19 protein-coding genes are annotated in these 19,839 nt (G+C 58.9%); 7 read left to right on the forward strand and 12 right to left on the reverse strand.

Features of this window, described 5'->3' with window-relative positions; genetic code table 11:
* Positions 1-2: 2 nt before the first annotated feature.
* Genes PSH97_RS00205 through PSH97_RS00220 form a run of 4 tightly spaced genes read left to right on the forward strand, consistent with a single transcriptional unit; the run spans position 3 to position 3,514 of the window.
* On the forward strand, positions 3-1,151 hold the full coding sequence (locus PSH97_RS00205; RefSeq protein WP_305447633.1) for an ABC transporter permease: 1,149 nt from the start codon (positions 3-5) through the stop codon (positions 1,149-1,151).
* The gene (locus PSH97_RS00210) at positions 1,148-1,951 is read left to right on the forward strand and encodes an ABC transporter ATP-binding protein (protein WP_305447634.1); all 804 of its coding nucleotides are present in this window, start codon (positions 1,148-1,150) and stop codon (positions 1,949-1,951) included. Before PSH97_RS00205 ends, PSH97_RS00210 begins: the two co-directional genes overlap by 4 nt.
* A 1-nt stretch (position 1,952) precedes the next feature.
* Positions 1,953-2,891 carry an MlaD family protein gene (locus PSH97_RS00215; RefSeq protein ID WP_305447635.1) on the forward strand — a complete coding sequence of 313 codons (939 nt, stop codon included), beginning with the start codon at positions 1,953-1,955 and terminating at the stop codon, positions 2,889-2,891.
* Positions 2,888-3,514 carry an ABC-type transport auxiliary lipoprotein family protein gene (locus PSH97_RS00220; RefSeq protein WP_305447636.1) on the forward strand — a complete coding sequence of 209 codons (627 nt, stop codon included), beginning with the start codon at positions 2,888-2,890 and terminating at the stop codon, positions 3,512-3,514. Before PSH97_RS00215 ends, PSH97_RS00220 begins: the two co-directional genes overlap by 4 nt.
* Positions 3,515-3,631: 117 nt before the next feature.
* On the opposite strand, the gene PSH97_RS00225 is transcribed toward PSH97_RS00220, so the two are convergent.
* The 5 genes from PSH97_RS00225 to PSH97_RS00245 form a co-directional block, all read right to left on the reverse strand.
* Complete coding sequence (locus tag PSH97_RS00225) at positions 3,632-4,861, reverse strand: nucleoside recognition domain-containing protein (RefSeq protein ID WP_305447637.1); 1,230 nt, start codon at positions 4,859-4,861, stop codon at positions 3,632-3,634.
* A gap of 129 nt (positions 4,862-4,990) precedes the next feature.
* Positions 4,991-6,322 carry a glutamate/aspartate:proton symporter GltP gene (gltP, locus tag PSH97_RS00230; RefSeq protein ID WP_305424425.1) on the reverse strand — a complete coding sequence of 444 codons (1,332 nt, stop codon included), beginning with the start codon at positions 6,320-6,322 and terminating at the stop codon, positions 4,991-4,993.
* Between the two features lie 682 nt (positions 6,323-7,004).
* Positions 7,005-7,469: an inhibitor of vertebrate lysozyme family protein gene (locus PSH97_RS00235; protein WP_305447638.1), complete on the reverse strand. Its 465-nt coding sequence runs from the start codon at positions 7,467-7,469 to the stop codon at positions 7,005-7,007.
* Between the two features lie 2 nt (positions 7,470-7,471).
* Positions 7,472-7,636 carry a DUF1328 domain-containing protein gene (locus PSH97_RS00240; protein ID WP_003177151.1) on the reverse strand — a complete coding sequence of 55 codons (165 nt, stop codon included), beginning with the start codon at positions 7,634-7,636 and terminating at the stop codon, positions 7,472-7,474.
* 81 nt (positions 7,637-7,717) lie between these two features.
* Positions 7,718-7,999 carry a hypothetical protein gene (locus tag PSH97_RS00245; RefSeq protein ID WP_305447639.1) on the reverse strand — a complete coding sequence of 94 codons (282 nt, stop codon included), beginning with the start codon at positions 7,997-7,999 and terminating at the stop codon, positions 7,718-7,720.
* Positions 8,000-8,433: 434 nt separating this feature from the next.
* Between PSH97_RS00245 and algB the strand changes: the two genes are divergently transcribed.
* Together algB and PSH97_RS00255 are read left to right on the forward strand one after the other, a co-directional pair.
* Positions 8,434-9,780: a sigma-54-dependent response regulator transcription factor AlgB gene (gene algB, locus PSH97_RS00250; RefSeq protein WP_305447640.1), complete on the forward strand. Its 1,347-nt coding sequence runs from the start codon at positions 8,434-8,436 to the stop codon at positions 9,778-9,780.
* Positions 9,781-9,790: 10 nt separating this feature from the next.
* On the forward strand, positions 9,791-11,581 hold the full coding sequence (locus PSH97_RS00255) for a KinB sensor domain-containing domain (protein WP_305447641.1): 1,791 nt from the start codon (positions 9,791-9,793) through the stop codon (positions 11,579-11,581).
* Between the two features lie 12 nt (positions 11,582-11,593).
* Here the strand turns inward: PSH97_RS00255 and PSH97_RS00260 are convergent, their stop codons facing one another.
* The 7 genes from PSH97_RS00260 to PSH97_RS00290 form a co-directional block, all read right to left on the reverse strand.
* Positions 11,594-13,210 (reverse strand): EAL domain-containing protein, encoded by a 1,617-nt coding sequence (locus PSH97_RS00260; protein ID WP_305447642.1) that lies wholly within the window; start codon positions 13,208-13,210, stop codon positions 11,594-11,596.
* Between the two features lie 73 nt (positions 13,211-13,283).
* Positions 13,284-14,063, reverse strand: a complete 780-nt coding sequence (locus PSH97_RS00265) for an N-acetylmuramoyl-L-alanine amidase (protein ID WP_305449888.1) — start codon at positions 14,061-14,063, stop codon at positions 13,284-13,286.
* Between the two features lie 104 nt (positions 14,064-14,167).
* On the reverse strand, positions 14,168-16,186 hold the full coding sequence (locus PSH97_RS00270; RefSeq protein ID WP_305447643.1) for a diguanylate cyclase: 2,019 nt from the start codon (positions 16,184-16,186) through the stop codon (positions 14,168-14,170).
* On the reverse strand, positions 16,187-17,047 hold the full coding sequence (locus PSH97_RS00275; protein ID WP_305447644.1) for an endonuclease/exonuclease/phosphatase family protein: 861 nt from the start codon (positions 17,045-17,047) through the stop codon (positions 16,187-16,189).
* Between the two features lie 14 nt (positions 17,048-17,061).
* Positions 17,062-17,703, reverse strand: a complete 642-nt coding sequence (dsbA, locus tag PSH97_RS00280; RefSeq protein WP_305447645.1) for a thiol:disulfide interchange protein DsbA — start codon at positions 17,701-17,703, stop codon at positions 17,062-17,064.
* A gap of 197 nt (positions 17,704-17,900) precedes the next feature.
* Positions 17,901-18,512, reverse strand: coding sequence for a c-type cytochrome (locus PSH97_RS00285; protein ID WP_205888941.1), 612 nt, complete (start codon positions 18,510-18,512; stop codon positions 17,901-17,903).
* 46 nt (positions 18,513-18,558) lie between these two features.
* Positions 18,559-18,849 carry a c-type cytochrome gene (locus tag PSH97_RS00290; RefSeq protein WP_038980343.1) on the reverse strand — a complete coding sequence of 97 codons (291 nt, stop codon included), beginning with the start codon at positions 18,847-18,849 and terminating at the stop codon, positions 18,559-18,561.
* A gap of 191 nt (positions 18,850-19,040) precedes the next feature.
* Between PSH97_RS00290 and yihA the strand changes: the two genes are divergently transcribed.
* Positions 19,041-19,682 carry a ribosome biogenesis GTP-binding protein YihA/YsxC gene (gene yihA, locus PSH97_RS00295; RefSeq protein ID WP_305447646.1) on the forward strand — a complete coding sequence of 214 codons (642 nt, stop codon included), beginning with the start codon at positions 19,041-19,043 and terminating at the stop codon, positions 19,680-19,682.
* Positions 19,683-19,839 lie beyond the last annotated feature (157 nt).

The raw sequence follows: 19,839 nt of genomic DNA on the forward strand, positions 1-19,839 counted from the left end.
TTATGACCAGCAGCACAATGCCCGGCAGTGCCCAACTGGACACCTCGCACAGCCCTGCCCTGTTGCGGGTCACGGGTGACTGGACGCTCGCCCATTACGCCGATCTCAGCCGCCTGAGCGAAAAGCTGCGTGGCCAATACGACAACGACACCCACATCGATCTCAATGGCCTCGGCGCGCTCGATACGGCGGGTGCGTCATTGCTTGTGGAGTTGCTGGGGGCCGAGCGTCTGGGCAAATCTGCCGAACACCCCGAGTGCACCCTTTCTTCCGCTGATCGCGCCTTGTTGCAGACGGTGTACTGCTCACTGACCGATTTCTGCGTGCCGATCAAAGAGCCGGAAATCAGCGTCGGCATTCAACTGCTGACCCGCATCGGCCGTGCGGTCGACGCGATCTGGCAGGACACGCTGCAACTGTTGGGTTTCGTCGGCGTGATCCTGGAAACCATTGCTCGCGGGCTGTTTCGGCCCAAGCGCTGGCGTATTACCCCGATGGTCGCGCACATCGAACAGACCGGCCTCGACGCCGCCCCCATCGTCGCCCTGCTGACCTTTCTGGTGGGGGCTGTGGTGGCATTTCTCGGGGCGACGGTGTTGGCGAGTTTCGGCGCGAGTATTTTCACCGTGGACCTGGTGGCATTCTCTTTTCTGCGGGAGTTCGGCGTGTTGCTCACGGCGATCCTGATGGCGGGCCGTACTGCCAGTGCGTTCACCGCACAGATCGGTTCGATGAAGGCCAACGAAGAAATCGACGCGATCCGCACCCTCGGCCTCGACCCGATGGAGTTGCTGGTAGTACCCCGCGTCCTGGCGTTACTGGTGGCGCTGCCGATGTTGACCTTTCTGGCGATGGTGTCAGGGATTGTCGGCGGTGGCGTAGTCTGTGCGCTGTCGCTGGATATCTCGCCGGCGATGTTCCTGTCACTGCTGCAATCGGACATCGGCGTTCAGCACTTTCTGGTGGGGATCGTCAAAGCGCCGATATTTGCGTTCCTGATTGCCGCCATCGGCTGCCTCGAGGGCTTCAAGGTCAGCGGCAGCGCCGAGTCCGTCGGCGCACACACCACCTCCAGTGTGGTGCAGTCGATTTTCGTGGTGATTGTGCTCGACGCTGTGGCTGCGTTGTTTTTCATGGAGATGGACTGGTGAGTCGTTTACCCCGAGCGCCTTCAGAGGCGGTGATTGAAGTCCGCGGTCTGTGCAATCGCTTCGGCCGCCAGAGCGTGCACGAGAACCTCGACCTGGACTTGTACAAGGGCGAGATTCTGGCGGTGGTCGGCGGTTCCGGCAGCGGCAAATCGGTGCTGCTGCGCAGCATTGTCGGCCTGCGTCAGCCCAGCGAAGGGCTGGTGAAGGTCTTCGGCAAGAACTTGCCGAGTCTGTCGGAACACGAGCGCTCGCTGGTCGAACGGCGGTTTGGTGTGTTGTTCCAGAAAGGTGCCTTGTTCTCTTCGCTCACCGTGACCGAGAACGTCGCCCTGCCCCTGATTGAACACGCCGGCCTGAGCCGTGCCGACGCCGAGCACCTGGCGGCGGTGAAACTGGCGTTGGCCGGGTTGCCGTTGTCGGCGGCCGACAAATACCCCGCTTCGCTGTCCGGTGGCATGATCAAGCGCGCGGCCCTGGCCCGAGCACTGGCGCTGGACCCGGACATCCTGTTTTTGGACGAACCCACCGCCGGCCTCGATCCGATTGGCGCCGCAGGCTTCGATCAACTGATCCTGACCCTGCGCGATGCCTTGGGCCTGAGTGTGTTTCTGGTGACCCACGACCTCGACACGCTCTACACCATCACCGACCGGGTGGCAGTGCTGGCGCAGAAGAAAGTGCTGGTGGCGGACGCCATCGACAAAGTGTCGGAAACCGATGATGCGTGGATTCACGAATACTTCCATGGCCCTCGCGGCCGCGCGGCCATGACGGCCGCTAACCAGCTCAACGAGGTCTGACATGGAAACCCGAGCCCATCACGTATTGATCGGCCTGTTCACCGTCATAGTGGTGGCAGGCGCCCTGCTCTTCGGTCTGTGGCTGGCCAAGTCCAGCGTCGATACCGAATTCAAGGATTACGAAATCGTCTTCAACGAGGCGGTCAGCGGCCTGTCCAAGGGCAGCGCCGTGCAGTACAGCGGGATCAAGGTCGGCGACGTGGTAACGCTGCGCCTGGACCCGAACGATCCGCGCCGGGTGTTGGCGCGGATTCGCTTGGGCGGAGACACTCCGATCAAAGAAGACACCCAGGCCAAACTGGCGCTGACCGGGATCACCGGGACCTCGATCATCCAGCTCAGCGGCGGCACGCCGCAAAGCCCGACGCTCAAGGGCAAGGATGGTAATTTGCCGACAATCGTTGCATCGCCCTCGCCCATTGCCCGGTTGATGAATGACAGCAACGATCTGATGGCGGGCGTGAACGTGTTGATGCACAACGCCAATCAGTTGTTTTCCTCGGAGAACGTCGCGCACATCAGCAAGACCCTTGAGCATCTGGAGCAAACCACCGGCACCATCGCCGACCAGCGCGGCGACATTCGTCAGGCGATGCAGCAACTGGCTTCGGTTGGCAAGCAGGCCAGCGCCACCCTGGAACAGACCACCGCGTTGATGCGCAACGCCAACGGCCTGCTCAACGATCAGGGCAAGCAGATGTTCGGCAGTGCCGAACAAGCCATGAAGTCCCTGGAACAGAGCAGCGCCACCATCAACACGTTGCTCTCCGCCAATCAGGATTCCCTCAACAGCGGCATGCAGGGCTTCAATGGTCTGGCACCGGCGGTGCGTGAGTTGCGCGATACCTTGAGTTCGCTGCGAACCATTTCCCAGCGGCTTGAGGCCAACCCCAGCGGTTACCTGCTGGGCAGTGATAAAAACAAGGAGTTCACGCCATGAAGCTGGCTCATCTCGCCCTCCTCGCCGGTTTTGCATTGGTCGCGTCCTGTTCGATTTTCCCCAAGACCGAGCCGTCCGATGTCTATCGACTGCCGTCGGCACAGAGCAACGCACCGGCCCATCACGGCACGCCGCAGCGCTGGTCGTTGCGCCTGGCCAAGCCGCAGACCAGCGAAGCCTTGAACAACCCGAAAATCGCCGTCATCCCTCAGGGTGACCTGATCAGCAGCTACAAGGCTTCACGCTGGAGCGACCCGGCACCGGTGCTGTTGCGCAATCGTCTGCTCGATGGTTTCCAGCGTGACGGTCGTGTGCCGTTGCTCAGCACCGATGACAGTAATTTCCAGGCGGACCTGGAACTGGGCGGCAACCTGCAAGCATTCCAGACCGAGTACCAGGGCACGGCGGCGAGTGTGGTCGTGCGCATGGATGCGTTGCTGGTGCGTGGGTATGACCAGCGAATCCTCGCCAGCCGGCGCTTTGAAGTGCGTCAGCCGTTGAGCGATGTGAAGGTGCCGGCGGTGGTGACCGGTTTTGGCCTGGCCAGCGACCAATTGACGGCGCAAGTGGTGGCCTGGACGGTGGAGCAAGGTCAGAAGGTTGCGCCACCGCTGAGGCCTTGAAGCCACCGTTGAACCCCTGTGGGAGCGGGCTTGCCCGCGATAGCGGTGTGACATTCAACGTCGATGTCGACTGTGCTGACGCCATCGCGGGCAAGCCCGCTCCCACAGGTTTTTTGGTTAGCCAAAGAACCAGTAGCAAACGCCGATAGCCCCCAACACCCCCGCCAACTCCGCCAGCAACGCACACCCCACCGCATGCCGTGCACGCTGAATGCCCACCGCGCCGAAGTACACCGCCAACACATAGAAGGTCGTTTCGGTACTGCCCTGGACAGTCGCCGCCACCAGCGCCGGGAAGCTGTCGACTCCGGAGGTCTTCATGGTTTCGATCAGCATTGCCCGTGCGGCGCTGCCGGAGAAGGGTTTGACCATGGCCGTCGGCAGTGCATCGACGAAGCGCGTGTCCCAACCGGCCCACTCCACCAGATGACGAATCCCGTCCAGACCGAAATCCAGCGCCCCGGATGCTCGCAGCACGCCTACGGCACAGAGCATCGCCACCAGATACGGCAGCAGGTTCTTGGCCACCTCGAAGCCTTCTTTCGCGCCTTCAATGAACGCCTCGTAGACCTTCACTTTGCGTAATGCGCCGATCACCAGAAACAGCATGATCAGCCCGAACAGCGTCAGGTTGCCGAGGATCGATGACAGGCTCGCCAGAGCGGTCGCCGAGAGCGTCGCCAGCAACGCCATGAAGGCGCCGAGGGCCAGGGCACCGGGAATCAGGTAGGCGAGCACCACCGGGTCCCACAGGCGCAGACGCTGCATGAATGCCACCGACAACAGACCGACCAGGGTCGAACAACTGGTCGCGAGCAAGATCGGCAGGAACACCAGGGTCGGATCGGGCGCGCCTTGCTGGGCGCGGTACATGAAGATCGTCACCGGCAGCAGGGTCAGGGAGGAGGCGTTGAGCACCAGGAAGAGGATCTGCGCGTTGCTGGCGATGGTGTCGCTGGGGTTGAGCTCTTGCAGCGCCTTCATGGCCTTGAGGCCGATCGGCGTGGCGGCGTTGTCCAGGCCCAGGCCATTGGCGGCGAAGTTGAGGGTGATCAGACCGATGGCCGGATGCCCGGGCGGCACTTCCGGCATCAGGCGCAGGAACAGCGGGCCCAGCGCCTTGGCCAGCCATTCGACGATTCCTGCCTTTTCCGCGATCCGCAGAAACCCCAGCCAGAGGGTGAGGGTGCCGAACAGCAGGATCATGACCTCGACCGACAATTTGGCCATGGCGAAAATGCTCTCCACCATCGCCGCAAAGATCCCGGCGTTACCGCCGATCAGCCATTGCGCCAGCGCCGAAACGGCCGCCACGATGAAGAAGCCAAGCCACAGGCCATTAAGCATCAGTCAAATCCCCCGGAAGATGCGGCGAATGATAGCGGGGTAGCCAGAAACGACAAACCCCGGATTTCTCCGGGGTTTGTTTGAGGCCCTTTGTGGGAGCGGGCTTGCCTGCTCCCACAGGGTTTCGTATCAGTTACTGGAAATCTCGCCAACCGGCAATTTTTCCTTGCTGCGCCAGTGCGGCAGGGAGTTCCAGTAGCGCTGGCCCTTGGCGTCGTCGTACATGCCTTCCCAACGAGCGATGACCAACACGGCGAGGGCGTTGCCGATCACGTTCAGAGCGGTACGGGCCATGTCCATGATGCGGTCGACACCGGCGATGAACGCCAGGCCTTCCAGCGGAATACCGACGCTGCCCAAAGTAGCCAGCAGCACCACGAAGGACACACCCGGTACGCCGGCGATGCCTTTGGAGGTGACCATCAGCGTCAGCACCAGCAGCAACTGTTGGCTGATCGACAGGTCGATGCCGTAGAGCTGGGCAATGAAAATCGCCGCGATGCTCTGGTACAGGGTCGAACCGTCGAGGTTGAACGAGTAGCCGGTCGGTACCACGAAACTGCAAATGGCTTTCGGCGCGCCGTAGGCTTCCATCTTCTCGATCACGCGCGGCAGCACGGTTTCGGAACTGGCGGTGGAGTAAGCCAGGACCAGCTCATCCTTGAAGATGCGCATCAGCTTGATCACCGAGAAGCCGAACAGGCGAGCGATCAGGCCCAGCACCACGAAGGCGAAGAAGGCGATGGCGAAGTAAACCAGAACGACCAGTTTGGCCAGCGGCAGCAGAGAGGCGAAGCCGAAGTTGGCCACGGTCACCGCGATCAATGCGAACACGCCGATCGGGGCGTAGTTCATGATCATGTGGGTGACTTTGAACATGCTTTCCGATACGCCCTGGAACATCTTCACCAGCGGCTCGCGCAGGTCCGATTGCAGGCTCGACAGACCGAGACCGAACAACACAGAGAAGAAGATGATCGGCAGCATCTCGCCGCGGGCCATGGCCGCGAAGATGTTGGACGGGATCAGGTTGAGAATGGTCTGGATGAACGCATGTTCATGCTGGACCTCGGCGGCAGTGGCCTGGTACTTGGAGATATCCACCGTACCCAGGGTGCTCATGTCGATGCCGGTGCCCGGATGGACCACGTTGGCCAACACCAGACCGACCAGAATGGCGATGGTGGTGACGATCTCGAAGTAAATGATGGTCTTCAGACCGATGCGACCGAGTTTCTTCGCGTCGCCCACGCCAGCAATGCCGACGATCAGCGAGGAGATCACGATCGGGATCACGATCATCTTGATCAGACGGATAAAGATATCGCCTGCCGGTTGCAGCACGTTGCTGATCCACCAGGCTTTTTCGGCACTGAAATGGTTGAGCAGTGCACCAATTGCTATCCCCAGAACCAGACCGATGAGGATCTGCCAGGCGAGGCTAAGCTTTGCCTTCTTCATATCTTTACCCTTACTTGCGTTTGACTCAGGCTGATGCATGAACTGAAACGCTCAATGGCGAACACGTCTTGCATCGGCCCCCGTATAAGGTCCCCGCGAGCGAGCATTTACAGCTCTCAGGCAGCGAAAAAGGCGCAACTATTCCGATGCAGGGAAGCGCCGTCTAATGCCGTAAACGCCTACCCTATGCCGAATCGGCATGAGATTTTCCAACTGAAACCCACGTCCCAAGCGGTTCGAATACGACATTTACGCGGGCATAAGTGCCGTGAACCGGCCATTTCAGCGCAGGTCGATGTTTTTTAAATAGGCGTAAATTTGGGAAAAGGACTACGTTTGGCGGCGAATTATCTTCTTGATAAGGTCGGAGCTTTCTCGATATACGGTCACGAAGAAACACCGCGAAACGGTTTTGCGGGGAATATGCAGCAAGAACAGATGAGCGGAGTGCTCTAGATCAACGTTTTGCACGTTGAAGCTCTCCGCAAGTCCGTCGAGCCGCCTTGGCCCCGGCGAACTTGCGTCGCAGCTTTACCTGACCCGGCCCTTGCGCAGGTACTCCCTGTACCCGTAGGTCACTCCGACCCTGAAGCAGTCAGAACGTCCCGACCCCTTGGTCATGCGTCTACCGTCCTCGGGTAGCGCAGTGGAAAGAAGCGCAGTTGCCTCTTTCATTCGAAACTCAGTACCAATTCGGATCTTTCTTCAGTTGCTCCATCAACAACTTCTGCATGCCTTCGTCCGCCTTGCCGAGAAAGCGGTAATCGGCATGTCGCGTGGGCGACTTGTCGGCCGGCAGGCCCGCTGGCACTTCGACCAGCATGGCGTAGGCATCCTTTTTGTCGAAGCTGAATGCCACGATCAAGCGTTTGTTCAGACATGTCTGCCGGGTTTCGCAGAGCGGTCCGACCACATACTTGTCGCCATCCTCTTCGACAGCATTCATTTGCTCGGCATCGCCGGACAGGTTCATCACCCATTCCGGCAGGCGTTCTTCTTTCTTCACAACGCCTTGCCAGGTTTCCCGGTACTGCGGGTCTGCAGTGAGCAACTCATTGGCCCGCATCTGGCCATCATTGGCCGCCATTGCCATGGCACTGCCGCCCAGAAGCAGGGCGGCTGCCACTGTCTTTAACGAAATGCTCATGTTCAGCCTCGACCACGGCGGCCAAAGAAGAAGGAAGCAATGAACATCACCAGGAATACGACAAAGAGAATCTTGGCGATACCCGTGGCGGTGCCCGCGATACCACCGAAGCCCAATACTGCAGCGATGATGGCAATGATCAAGAATGTGATTGCCCAGCTCAACATGGTGATACTCCTTACGCTTCTATTTAAAGGTGTTGCTTGTGGTGCTTTTCCCGGCGCGTTGAGCGCGCCAAGTTCGTTTGCTTAAAACACCCAACGCTCCTGAGGCGTCTCGTCCACAGGCTGGGCCTGGTCGACGTCCATCATTCGCATCGAGTCGCTGTCAGCCTGGTTGCTGACAGCGCTGAAGTGGGTTTGGGGGGGAGGTGGAATCGACAGGTGCGGCGTCTCTGGCTGCTGGCTCTGTTCCCAACGCAAGAACTGCTGGCCGCCAATCAAGGTGATCAACAATGCCAACAGGGCGAACAAGCCTTGCTGAATATGCAATGGCGAAATACGCAATTGGGCGGCACCTTGGCGAATCATCCTGAAGTCCTCCCACTGTGGGTAGTTGGCGGGCACTGATTTATTAAATGCCCTGATTACTCAGACACCTGCAGCCTGCATGCCACCTTTTTGTCGGGTTTAATACGATTAAAATCAATGAGTTAACTGATATGTGAAAATCGGTTTGGACGCATCCTGCACGATGGCCCATTCAAGGCCGTGCGTAATGCACGATGAATTCGCCGAAACTTTCAATATTTTTGGAATTGAACGAAGGGCGCGGATGTCAGAAAGGGACGCAGGCAATCGCCGAAGAACGGTTCATTAATAAAAAATTAAATAAATCAGTGAGTTATCTTGTGGCGAAGTAGATGGCTCCGCTGATATGGCTGAAATCGGCCACAATCAATCATGCAAGTTGCCCGATTTTTCCGGGCGTAACCAAAATTCAACAATTAAAGGAGCGTAGGAACATGGAATCAGCCACTGAGCATCAAGGCCGCATTCTTCTGGTGGACGACGAGTCCGCCATCCTCCGAACCTTTCGCTATTGCCTCGAAGACGAAGGCTATAGCGTGGCCACCGCGACCAGCGCTGCTCAGGCCGAAGCCTTGTTGCAGCGCCAGGTTTTCGATTTGTGCTTCCTCGATTTGCGCCTGGGTGAAGACAATGGGCTCGATGTATTGGCCCAGATGCGCATCCAGGCACCGTGGATGCGGGTGGTGATCGTCACTGCTCACTCGGCCGTGGACACTGCCGTGGATGCGATTCAGGCCGGTGCCGCCGACTATCTGGTCAAGCCTTGCAGCCCCGACCAGTTGCGTCTGGCCACTGCCAAACAGCTGGAAGTACGGCAACTCTCGGCGCGACTGGAAGCCCTCGAAGGCGAAGTGCGCAAACCCAAGGAGGGGCTGGATTCCCACAGTCCGGCCATGAAAGTGGTGCTCGAAACCGCGCGCCAGGTCGCCAGCACCGACGCCAATATCCTGCTTCTCGGCGAATCCGGCACCGGTAAAGGTGAGCTGTCACGGGCGATTCACGGCTGGAGTAAACGCCAGAAGAAATCCTGCGTCACCATCAATTGCCCATCCCTGACTGCCGAATTAATGGACAGCGAGCTTTTCGGCCACAGCCGTGGCGCATTTACCGGTGCCAGCGAAAGCACCTTGGGTCGTGTCAATCAGGCCGACGGCGGGACTTTGTTTCTCGACGAGATCGGCGACTTTCCTTTGACCTTGCAGCCCAAATTGCTGCGTTTCATTCAGGACAAGGAATACGAACGCGTGGGCGACCCGGTGACCCGTCGCGCCGACGTGCGAATCCTCGCAGCCACTAACCTCAATCTGGAAGACATGGTTCGCGAGGGCCGTTTTCGTGAGGACTTGCTCTATCGCCTGAACGTCATCACGTTGCACCTGCCGCCGCTTCGTGAGCGCAGGGAAGATATTCTGAACCTGGCTGACCGTTTCCTGGCGCGCTTCGTCAAGGAGTACTCGCGTCCGGCCCGCTGTTTCAGCGACGAGGCCCGCGAAGCGCTGCTGAGCTACCGCTGGCCGGGCAACATTCGCGAGTTGCGCAACGTGGTGGAGCGCGCGAGCATCATTTGTCCGCAGGAGCGGGTAGAGCTCAGCCACTTGGGCATGGCCGAGACTCCGACCAACCACACGCCACGCATTGGTGCTGCGCTGAGCCTGGATGAACTGGAAAAAGCTCACATTGGCGCGGTTCTGGCCACGGCCGAGACCCTGGATCAGGCGGCCAAGACCCTGGGTATCGACGCCTCGACCCTGTACCGCAAACGCAAGCAGTACAACCTGTGAGTCGTAACTGATGAAACTGGCGATGACGTTGCGCACCCGGCTGTTTCTGAGTATTTCCGCGCTGATCACCGTGGCGCTGCTTGGGCTTTTGCTCGGACTGGTCAGCGTGATGCAGATGGCAGGGACTCAGGAAGCCTTGATCCGTGACAACTTCGTCACGCTGGATCTGGGATTGAAGCTGCGTCAGACCCTGGGTGATCAACTGATCATCGTGCTTGACGAAAACCCTGACCCTGCGGCGTTCGAGGCATCCAGGCAACACGCCCTTGAATTGCTTGACGAAGGCATTGCTCGCGAGCTGGCCAGCGAGGATACCCAGTATGGTTTCAAAAAAGCCAAGGCTGATTATCAGAACTTGTTGCAGGCCTTTGATCTTTCCCGCGCTCCGGTACAGGTAGTCAATGATAACGAGGGTCTCACGGAAAAATTCAACGCGTTGCGTAACGGTTTGATCTCTGAACAGAAGCGCGCACTGGAAAACATCACTGAGATCGAACGCAAGGCCCGGGAGCGGGCACTGTTGATTGCCGGCCTGCTTGGGTTGGTCGGGGTGGCGGTGTTGTTTATCGGGTTCATTACCGCCCATGCGATCGCCCGGCGGTTCGGGGCACCGATCGAGGCCCTGGCCGCGGCGGCCGACAACATCGGCCAGGGTAATTTCGAAGTGACCCTGCCGATTTCCTCCGCGGTGGAAATGAACCAACTGACCCGCCGCTTTGGCATCATGGCCGAGGCACTGCGTGAGCACCAAGCTACCAATATCGACGAGCTGCTCGCCGGTCAGCAACGTTTGCAAGCGGTGCTCGACAGCATCGACGACGGTTTGCTAATCATTGATCGTCAAGGTCATCTCGAGCACCTCAACCCCGTGGCTCAGCGCCAATTAGGCTGGGATACCGAGCGTCTCGGCCAAGGTCTGGGCACGGCGCTTGAGCGTCCCGAGCTGGATGAACAACTGCAACTGGTATTGCGCGGCGGCACGCTGGAACGCGCGCCGGACGACTTGAGCATCGAGGTTGATGGGGAGTCGCGATTGCTGACGTATAGCCTGACGCCGGTCAGCCATACCCAGGGCCATATTCTCGGCGCTGTGATGGTGTTGCATGACGTCACCGAACAGCGCGCCTTCGAACGGGTACGCAGCGAGTTCGTCTTGCGCGCCTCCCATGAGTTGCGCACACCGGTTACCGGGATGCACATGGCATTCGGCCTGTTCCGCGAGCGGACGCATTTTGCCGAAGACTCCCGCGAAGCCGACCTGTTGGACACCGTCAACGAAGAAATGCGGCGCCTGATGCAGTTGATCAACGACCTGCTGAATTTCTCTCGCTATCAAAACGGCTTGCAAAAACTCACCTTGGCACCGTGCTCCATCGAAGACTTGCTGGATCAGGCACAGACACGTTTTGCCAGCTCGGCGCAGGAGAAGGGGATTGAGCTGCTGGTGGAAGTGCAGGGACCGTTGCCGCGTCTGCAAGCTGATCAGGCGCAACTGGAAAGGGTGCTCGACAACTTGATCGACAATGCCTTGCGTCATACCTCCCACGACGGACTGATCCGTTTGCAGGCCCGGCGCCATGGTGAGCGGATGATTATCAGCGTCGAGGACAACGGCGAAGGCATTGCCTACGGCCAGCAAGGACGGATCTTCGAGCCCTTTGTTCAGGTCGGCCGCAAAAAGGGCGGTGCCGGCCTGGGTCTGGCGCTGTGCAAGGAAATTGTGCAGCTGCATGGCGGGCGGATGGGTGTTTACTCGCGGCCGGGGCAGGGGACGCAGTTCTACATGGCGCTGGCGATATAAACCGGAACCTTCTCAGGCTTCGTCATCCAGACGTCGTGTGCTCAATCGACGGCCACGGGTAATCAGTTCGATGAACTGCACGGCGCTCAGTGCGTGGGCGAACAGCCAGCCCTGACCGAACTTCACCCCTTCGCTGCTCAGAAACACCGCTTGGGCTTCGTGTTCGATACCTTCCGCAATCACTTTGAGTTGCAGAGCCTGAGCCATGCGAATGATGTGCGGTGCCACGCCGCTGCTGGCGGCATCATGGCCCAGCGCGTCGATAAACGCCTTGTCGATTTTCAAGCAGTCCACCGGTAAGGTTTGCAGGTAGGCGAGGCTGCAATAGCCGGTGCCAAAGTCGTCGATCAGTACCTGATGCCCTACATCCCGCAGGGCTTGCAGGTTTTCTCTGGCCACCACCACATCCACCAATCCGCGCTCGGTCACTTCAAAGGCAATCTGCCTGGCCGCCACTCGGTGCACGCTCAGCAGGCGCGCCATCACCTGACCGATACGCGGCACCATGACATCGCAGGCCGCCAGGTTGACCGAGATGTACAGCTGCGGGTTGGACCGCAACAGTTGCCCGAGCTGTTCAAGCAGGCGTTGTAATACGAAGTCGGTCATCTGGCGGATCTGGCCGGTATTCTCCGCCATCGGAATGAACAGGTCGGGACTGGTCAGCGTGCCGTCCGGCCTTCGCCAGCGCAGCAGGGCTTCGGCACCGACGCAGTTGCGGCTGTCGAGGTCGAAGATCGGTTGATACAACACCTGTAACTCGCCTCGCCGCATGGCGCCTTGCAGTTCGGCATCCAGCGATTGACGCTGGCGTACCAGCAAAAACACCAGAATGCCGACACAGGCACTCAGCGCCAGGCTGGCCGGCAGTAGCCACCACCATACCGCCGGTACATGCATTCCTGTGCGTGGGGTGATCAGTACCAGTTGGTATTCGGGGGTGTTAGTGGGCATTCGGTAAATCAGGCGGGTATGGGTGACTTGCAGCGCATTGGGGCTTTTCGGGGGCCAGGGTTCCGCGGGGGGCCAGGCCTGCGCGACACCGAGTACCGGAATCGCCCGGGTGCCGTGGTCGAGCACCACCAACAGGCTGCTCCCCGGAGACAGATCGACCATGTCGGTCAAATGCCCGCGGGACGTCGCCACCCGAAAATTGCCACGCCCAAGCATCAGTGCGGCGCGGTTCTCATCGGGTTCGGTGGTGGTGTTGAGCCAATAGCTGTAGGTGGGGCCCTTGATGTCCGGCGGTCGGATCAGCGACACCCCTTCCTGACGGGGGCGGTTGGAGCAGATTCGCGAAGTGTCCATATAAGCGGCTTCATAAACGAAGCGGTAATTGAAGCTGACCTGCTGCAGGGTGGCGATCATGTCATCATCGCAACCTCGCAGCGGCTGGGCCTCCAGGTCATCGAGGCTTTCGCGCAGCTGTCCGAACAGTTGCTCCAGGCGGGCGAGGAAGCGCTCACCTTGGGCGTTCATTTCCTGGCTCTCGTTGTGCTCGACCTGATGCATCGCCACGAACAAACTGCCGACCGTCAAAAGCGTTGCACTCAGGGCAGTCGCCAGCATCGCCAAAAACCAAGGGCGATAGAACCAGCTATGCAGTCTCTCCCGAGCAGCAGGCATCATGGAATATCCGAAGAATTACCAATGAGTTATAGCTGCTGATTTGGAAAAAGCGCTGACCGTCGGGCGGGCGTCATTATTTTGTCTGATTCAACACCTGAAGAATCGCCGCAGTTTGTGCGTCCGGTGTACCGTCGAAACGGGAAGGGCGAAAATGCAGCTGAAAGGCTGCCAGCACATTACGTGTCTCTACATCCAGTTCGCCGGTTTGCGGCGTGGCGTAGCCCAGGCGGGCAAGCTGCCCCTGAAACCAACTGATGCTGGGTAATTGCACCGCGAACTGGGCTTGCTGGCGCGCCACGGCCTGCTCGTCCGGCCAGATCCCCAGGCCTTCGGCAGCCAGGCGCTTCCAGGGAAACAGCGGGCCGGGGTCGAGCTTGCGCATCGGTGCGATGTCGCTATGGCCAATGATATGGCGGGGGCTGATGCCTTGACGCTTGCTGATGTCCTTGAGCAGAAAGATCATCGACTGAATCTGGGCTTCGCTGTAGGGATACCAAAGACGCCCGTTCGGGGTGTCCTCAAAGCCCTGATTGACGATCTCGATGCCAATGGAACTGGAGTTCAACCATGTCCGGCCTTGCCATTCGCTTTCGCCAGCGTGCCAGGCCCGGAAATTTTCATCCATTAGCTTATATATAGTGGCGCGCTTGTCGTCGCTAATCAGGTAGTGGCTGCTGACCTCGCCATGGGTCAGCAATTGCAGCGAGGTCTCCAGGGATGCGGAGGTGTAATGCATCACCACGAACTGAATGCGACTGTCGTGATTGGCTGAAACGTGGCTGGTATCGATTCGGGGGCCACTGGCACAACCGGCTAATAGAAGCAGCGACGCAATAAGAACAAGACATTTCATGGCAAGGGCAATACACGCGAGACAATAATGCAACAGTGTAACGTATTGCCTTGCGGCGCTGACGGCAAAAAATGCTCCTTTAAACAAAATGGAACAATTGGCTATCAGCCCAGTTCTACTCGATTTCGTCCGGTATTTTTCGCCCGATATAGCGCCTGATCAGCTCTTTTAAGCACAAGATCGCTATGTTCGCCCGGTCTGAAGGCAGTCAGCCCCATGGAAATAGTGATGGTGACTCGCTCACCCTTGAAGTGAAACGGGCAGGCTTCGATCGATGCGCGCAATGTTTCCAGTAGTTTCGCGCCAGCCATCGGTAGTGTGGCTGGCATTAGCAGCACGAATTCCTCGCCGCCAAACCTGGCAATGAAGTCTGTTCCGCGCAGACGCTTGCGCAGCACGTTGGCGATGATTTTCAGCACCTTGTCGCCCGCCAGATGGCCATAGTTGTCATTGATGCGTTTGAAATGGTCGAGGTCGAGCATTGCCAGCAACAGGGTATTGCCATGTTGTTTCCATTGACCGATTTCGTGCTCCAGGCGTTCGCTCCAGGCTGCTCGATTCGGCAGGCCGGTCAAGGGATCGATCAAGGCCTTCTGGCGCTGCTCTTCGAGATGCTCGCGGTAGCCCAGGGCTTCCTGCTCCATGTGAGCAACCCTTTCGGCCAGGCTTTGCAGGCGGGCGGCTACTTCCTTCTCACGTTCGTCGCGTTGCTTCTGGTGCTGATCCATCGTACCGAGCAGGCCTTCGAGATGGTTTTCCAGCATATGCTTGAGATCATCAAGGTCCGCTGCCTCCTGCATGCTGCTTTGCAAGCCGTCGACTTGCTCGCGAATCTGCGTGTCCATCGCGCGCGCGGCAGAGCTGTTGTCGGCGTGGCCTTCGCTGGCGGCCTGCAGATTGCTCTGAAATGACTCGAGGCGTTCGTTGAGGTGCTGTAGATACGCTTCGAATTCGTGCTGGCCGCTGTCGGTAATGGCCAGCATCAAGGTTGCCAGATCATCGAGGATGGGCAGCAATTCATACCAATTCAAGCCATTTTGCAGACGATCGCGCATCGCCTCGGCTTGCGGACGATGGCGCTCGGGCAACGCCAGATCATCGAGAAGCCCCAGCAGGGTGTCTTCGATGTGCTTGGCGACAGAGCTGTAGGACGGCTCCGGCGAGTCCGGCAGGGCATATAGAATATCGTGCTCGGACTCTGGGTCGATGGGCATCGGAGTCAGTTCATCGGGATTGATTGCCGACGGAGCCTGAGTGGTCGGTAGGGCAACCGCTGGAACCGGCTCTTGTGGTTGCTCGACATTCGGTCGGGTTTGTAACTCCGGGACCTGGCTGCTCGTAGTGTCTGGCTCAAGGATGGGTGGGACAAACGCCACGACTTCAGCGGCAGGAGCCATTGCTGTTGGCGCCTGAATTTGCAGCGGTGCAGTGTCGGGCAGGGCGGCTTCTACGGTTGGCAACACCCGTTGCGGTTTATCGGCGACTGGCGAGAGATTGACCATCGCTTGTGGGGGCTCGGCCGGTGCTGCAACCGGTTCGACAGATGGCGGGGCAGGCATTTGTGATTCGGGGACGGCGATCTGTGGCGCGGTCTCCTCCGTTTCCCTACTGAACAGGCGCTGCAGAAAGCTTGGACGATCAGGTTCAGCGGGGTTCTCCAGCAGGTTCAAGGCTTTGCCTTGCAAGCCGCTCAGCTCGCTGAGCAGCAACGGGATTTCACGGGCCTGGCCTACGCGTCCGTCCAGCTGCTTGGCGAAATTTTTCAGCGGCCGGCTCACTTCCCGGGGCAAAGGCAGTGCTTGCAACTGAGAGACCAGCGCCGTCAGTGCCGCACTGACTTGATTGACCCGGGTTTCCCTGCGTTGCTCGGAGTCGAGCACGGCTTTTTCCAGGCGTGGCAGCAAGGCAGCCAGGCCGGCGTCCATGTCATCGGTGCGCACGACTTCGCGCATTTCCTTCATGCATTGATCAACAGCGCGATCGGTGCCTTCCGCGGCCAGGGTACTGCGCACCAGCCCACGACGCAGCAGATCAAGCCGGGCGTCCCATCGACGTTCCAGTTTTTCCTGTTGTTCGATGCTTTTGAGGTATTTCTCTTTCCAGCGCTGTGCTTCGTCGCTCATTCAGGCAGGACTCAACGCGGGCAATGCATCGGCCGTGAGCGAACCCGGCAGACGAATCTCTACCGCGACCGGCAGGTGATCGGAAATGGGATGTGCCAGCACTTCGACCTTTTCAAGGGTCAGGGTGGGGCTGAGCAGAATATGGTCCAGGCAGCGCTGTGGGCGCCAGCTGGGAAAGGTCGCTTCCAGTTGCGGCGCGAGCAGGCCTAAATCACGCAACGGGGAGTTTTGCAGCAAGTCACTGGCATGGGTATTCATATCGCCCATCAGCACCTGGTGTTTATAGCCGCCGATCAACTCACGGATGTAGGCCAGTTGCATGCTCCGGGCGCGAGCGCCCAGCGCCAGGTGCATCATTACTACCACGAGTGCCTCCGGACCTTCGCCGAAGCGCACCAGAATGGCCCCGCGACCCTTGGGTCCTGGCAGCGGATGATCTTCGATCGCCCACGGGCGCAGGCGGCTGAGCACGCCATTGCTGTGCTGGCCGAGATGACCGAGATTGCGATTGAGTTGTTGATACCAATAAGGGAAGGCGCCGAGCTGCGCCAGGTGTTCGACCTGATTGACGTAGCCTGATCGCAGGCTGCCGCCATCGGCTTCCTGCAAGGCGACCAGATCGAAGTCACCCAGCAGATTACCGATTTTTTGCAGGTTGTCGGCGCGCCCGGTGTGCGGCAGCAGATGCTGCCAGCCGCGGGTCAGATAGTGCCGATAGCGCTCGGTACTGATACCGACCTGGATATTGAAACTGAGCAAACGCAGACGGTTGTCCACGGGCAACCCCGTCGATTCCAGGTGATGCTCGTTGACCTTCGGGTGATGCAGGCCAACGATACGTTCAGTTCCCCAGCGGCGCATGGCAGGTGCCGCGCTTAGTTGGCGACGGCCTTGGTTGCCGCTCGCTCTTTGGCAACCAGTTGGTCGGCCAGTTTGAGCGCTTGTTCGGCTCCGCCAGCAGAGCCGATGTCAAAGCGATACTTACCGTTGACGACCATGGTAGGCACGCCGGAGATTTCATATTTCTTGGCAAGTTCTTTGGCTTTGTTGATCTGGCCCTTGATGGCGAAGGAGTCGAAGGTGGCCAGGAATTTTTCCTTGTCTACACCTTGGGTCGCCAGGAAGTCCGCCATGTCTTCTTTGTCGGTCAGTTTCTTGTGTTCTTTCTGAATCGCGTTGAACACTGCAGCGTGAACCTTGCTTTCGACACCCATGGCTTCAAGCGTCAGGAACATCTGGCCGTGTGCGTCCCACGGGCCGCCAAACATGGCGGGAATGCGCACGAAGTTCACGTCGGCAGGCAGCTTTTCAGCCCATGGGTTAATGACAGGTTCGAAGGCGTAGCAGTGCGGGCAGCCGTACCAGAACAGCTCCACCACTTCGATCTTGCCAGGCACGGCCACCGGGACCGGATTGCTCAGCTCGACATAGGGCGCTTCAGGTTTTTCGGCGGCTTGGGCAGTCATGCCGAACAGGCTGGCAGCGACGAGCGCGGCGCTGATGATCAGATTACGCATGCTTTACTCCTGGACAATTGGGTCGCCTCGCGCGACCTGTTTTCAGACAGATCCTGGCGGGCTTGAGTTTGTAGTGTAACGGCAGCGGCCACAAAAAAGGGCAGCCAAAGCTACCCTTTTTATGTTTGCATCGACGGATTAATCGAGTGTTAACGTTGCAAGAGATGTACACCACTCGTAACGCTCGATCACAGGCCTTAGTGCAAGCCTTGAATATAGCTGGAGACTGCGGCGATATCTTCGTCGCTCAGCTTTTTGGCGATGCTCTGCATCGGTTTGGTATCGCCGTCGTTGGTGCGACCGCCTTCTTCCTTGCGGAATTCGGTCAGTTGCTTGGCGACATATTGAGCGTGTTGCCCGCCCAGATGCGGGAAGCCCGCTGCGGCGTTGCCGGTGCCATTAGGCGAATGGCAGCCGGTGCAAGAAGGCAGGCCCTTGGCCAGATCGCCACCACGGAACAGTGCTTCACCGCGAGCCACGACTTTCGGGTCGGCGGCGCCGACGCTGCCTTTCTGGCTGGCGAAGTAGGCGGAGATATCGGCCAGGTCCTGATCGCTCAGGTTGGTCAGCAGGCCGGTCATTTCCAGTACCGTGCGTTTGCCGGACTTGATGTCGTGCAGCTGCTTGTTCAGATAACGCTCGCCCTGACCTGCCAGTTTCGGAAAGTTAGGCGCCATGCTATTGCCATCCGGGCCATGACAGGCGCCACATACTGCGGCTTTCGCCTGACCAGCAGTCGCATCACCTGCAGCATGGGCAATGCCGGAGATCCCCACGGTCAACAGCAGACTCACGATCAATTTGTTCATCAGCTAATCCAACTACGGCTAAGGGTTAAAGAGTTATGGGCCGGGTTTACTCGCTCATCCAGTGGATGATGGCTCGGTAATCCTCGGCACTGCAGTCCATGCACAAACCACGCGGCGGCATCGCCTTGAAACCCTGGGTCACGTGTTGCACCAGCGTCTCCATACCTTTCGCCAACCTCGGCGTCCAAGCTTCCTGATCGCCCTTGCGAGGCGCCATGGGTAGTTGGCCGGAATGACAGGCACCACAAACACGGTTGTACACAGCTTCCGGATCCTGTGTAGCCTGAGCGCTGTAAAGCGGCATCAAGACACCGGCAGCTAGCAGCCATTTCGTCATAAAACGACCTTTTCAGGGTTGAGAGCGTGCTGCGTTCTAATGCGCAATCAAGGTTAATCGCTCTCGTGAACTTCATCCTACGCTGGGACAAAGCGCACACAAAATCTGCGGCATTATATACTGGCGTCACTGAAACGGAAACGACACTGCTTGCCGCGTCCATTCCCGGCGCCGCCCACATCGGAAATCCCATGCAACTCAAGAACCCCATCCTCGGTCTGTGCCAACAGTCCACATTCATGCTCAGCGCCGCCAAAGTCGATCAATGCCCCGACGACGAAGGCTTTGAAGTGGCCTTCGCCGGGCGTTCCAACGCCGGCAAGTCCAGCGCATTGAACACCCTGACACACGCCAGCCTGGCGCGGACCTCGAAAACACCGGGGCGCACACAGCTGTTGAACTTCTTCAAGCTAGACGATGAACGCCGTCTGGTCGACCTGCCGGGTTACGGTTACGCGAAAGTACCGATCCCGTTGAAGATGCACTGGCAGCGTCACCTCGAAGCCTATCTGGGCGGTCGCGAGAGTTTGAAAGGTTTGATTCTGATGATGGACATCCGTCATCCAATGACTGACTTCGACCTGCTGATGCTCGATTGGGCCGTCGCCAGCGGCATGCCGATGCATATTTTGCTGACCAAGGCAGACAAGCTGACCTATGGCGCGGCGAAAAACGTGCTGCTCAAGGTTCAGGCGGAAATCCGCAAGGGCTGGGGCGATACGATCACTATCCAGCTGTTTTCGGCACCCAAGCGCATGGGCCTGGAAGACGCCTACACTGTATTGGCGGGCTGGATGGAGCTGGCGGACAAGGGCAGCGAGACTGCCGAATAAGGCTTGCAGGGAAAAAAGCCAGGCAAAAAAAACCCCGGACTTCATATGGGGAGGGAGAAGTTCCGGGGTTCAAGTTCCGGACCGCTAGGGCGGGGTCCAGATATCTGCCAACACTTAACACAACATAGGAGCATCGAAGGGCTTCACCAGCCATTCA

Source organism: Pseudomonas cucumis (genome assembly GCF_030687935.1).
GTDB classification, from domain to species: Bacteria; Pseudomonadota; Gammaproteobacteria; order Pseudomonadales; family Pseudomonadaceae; genus Aquipseudomonas; species Aquipseudomonas cucumis.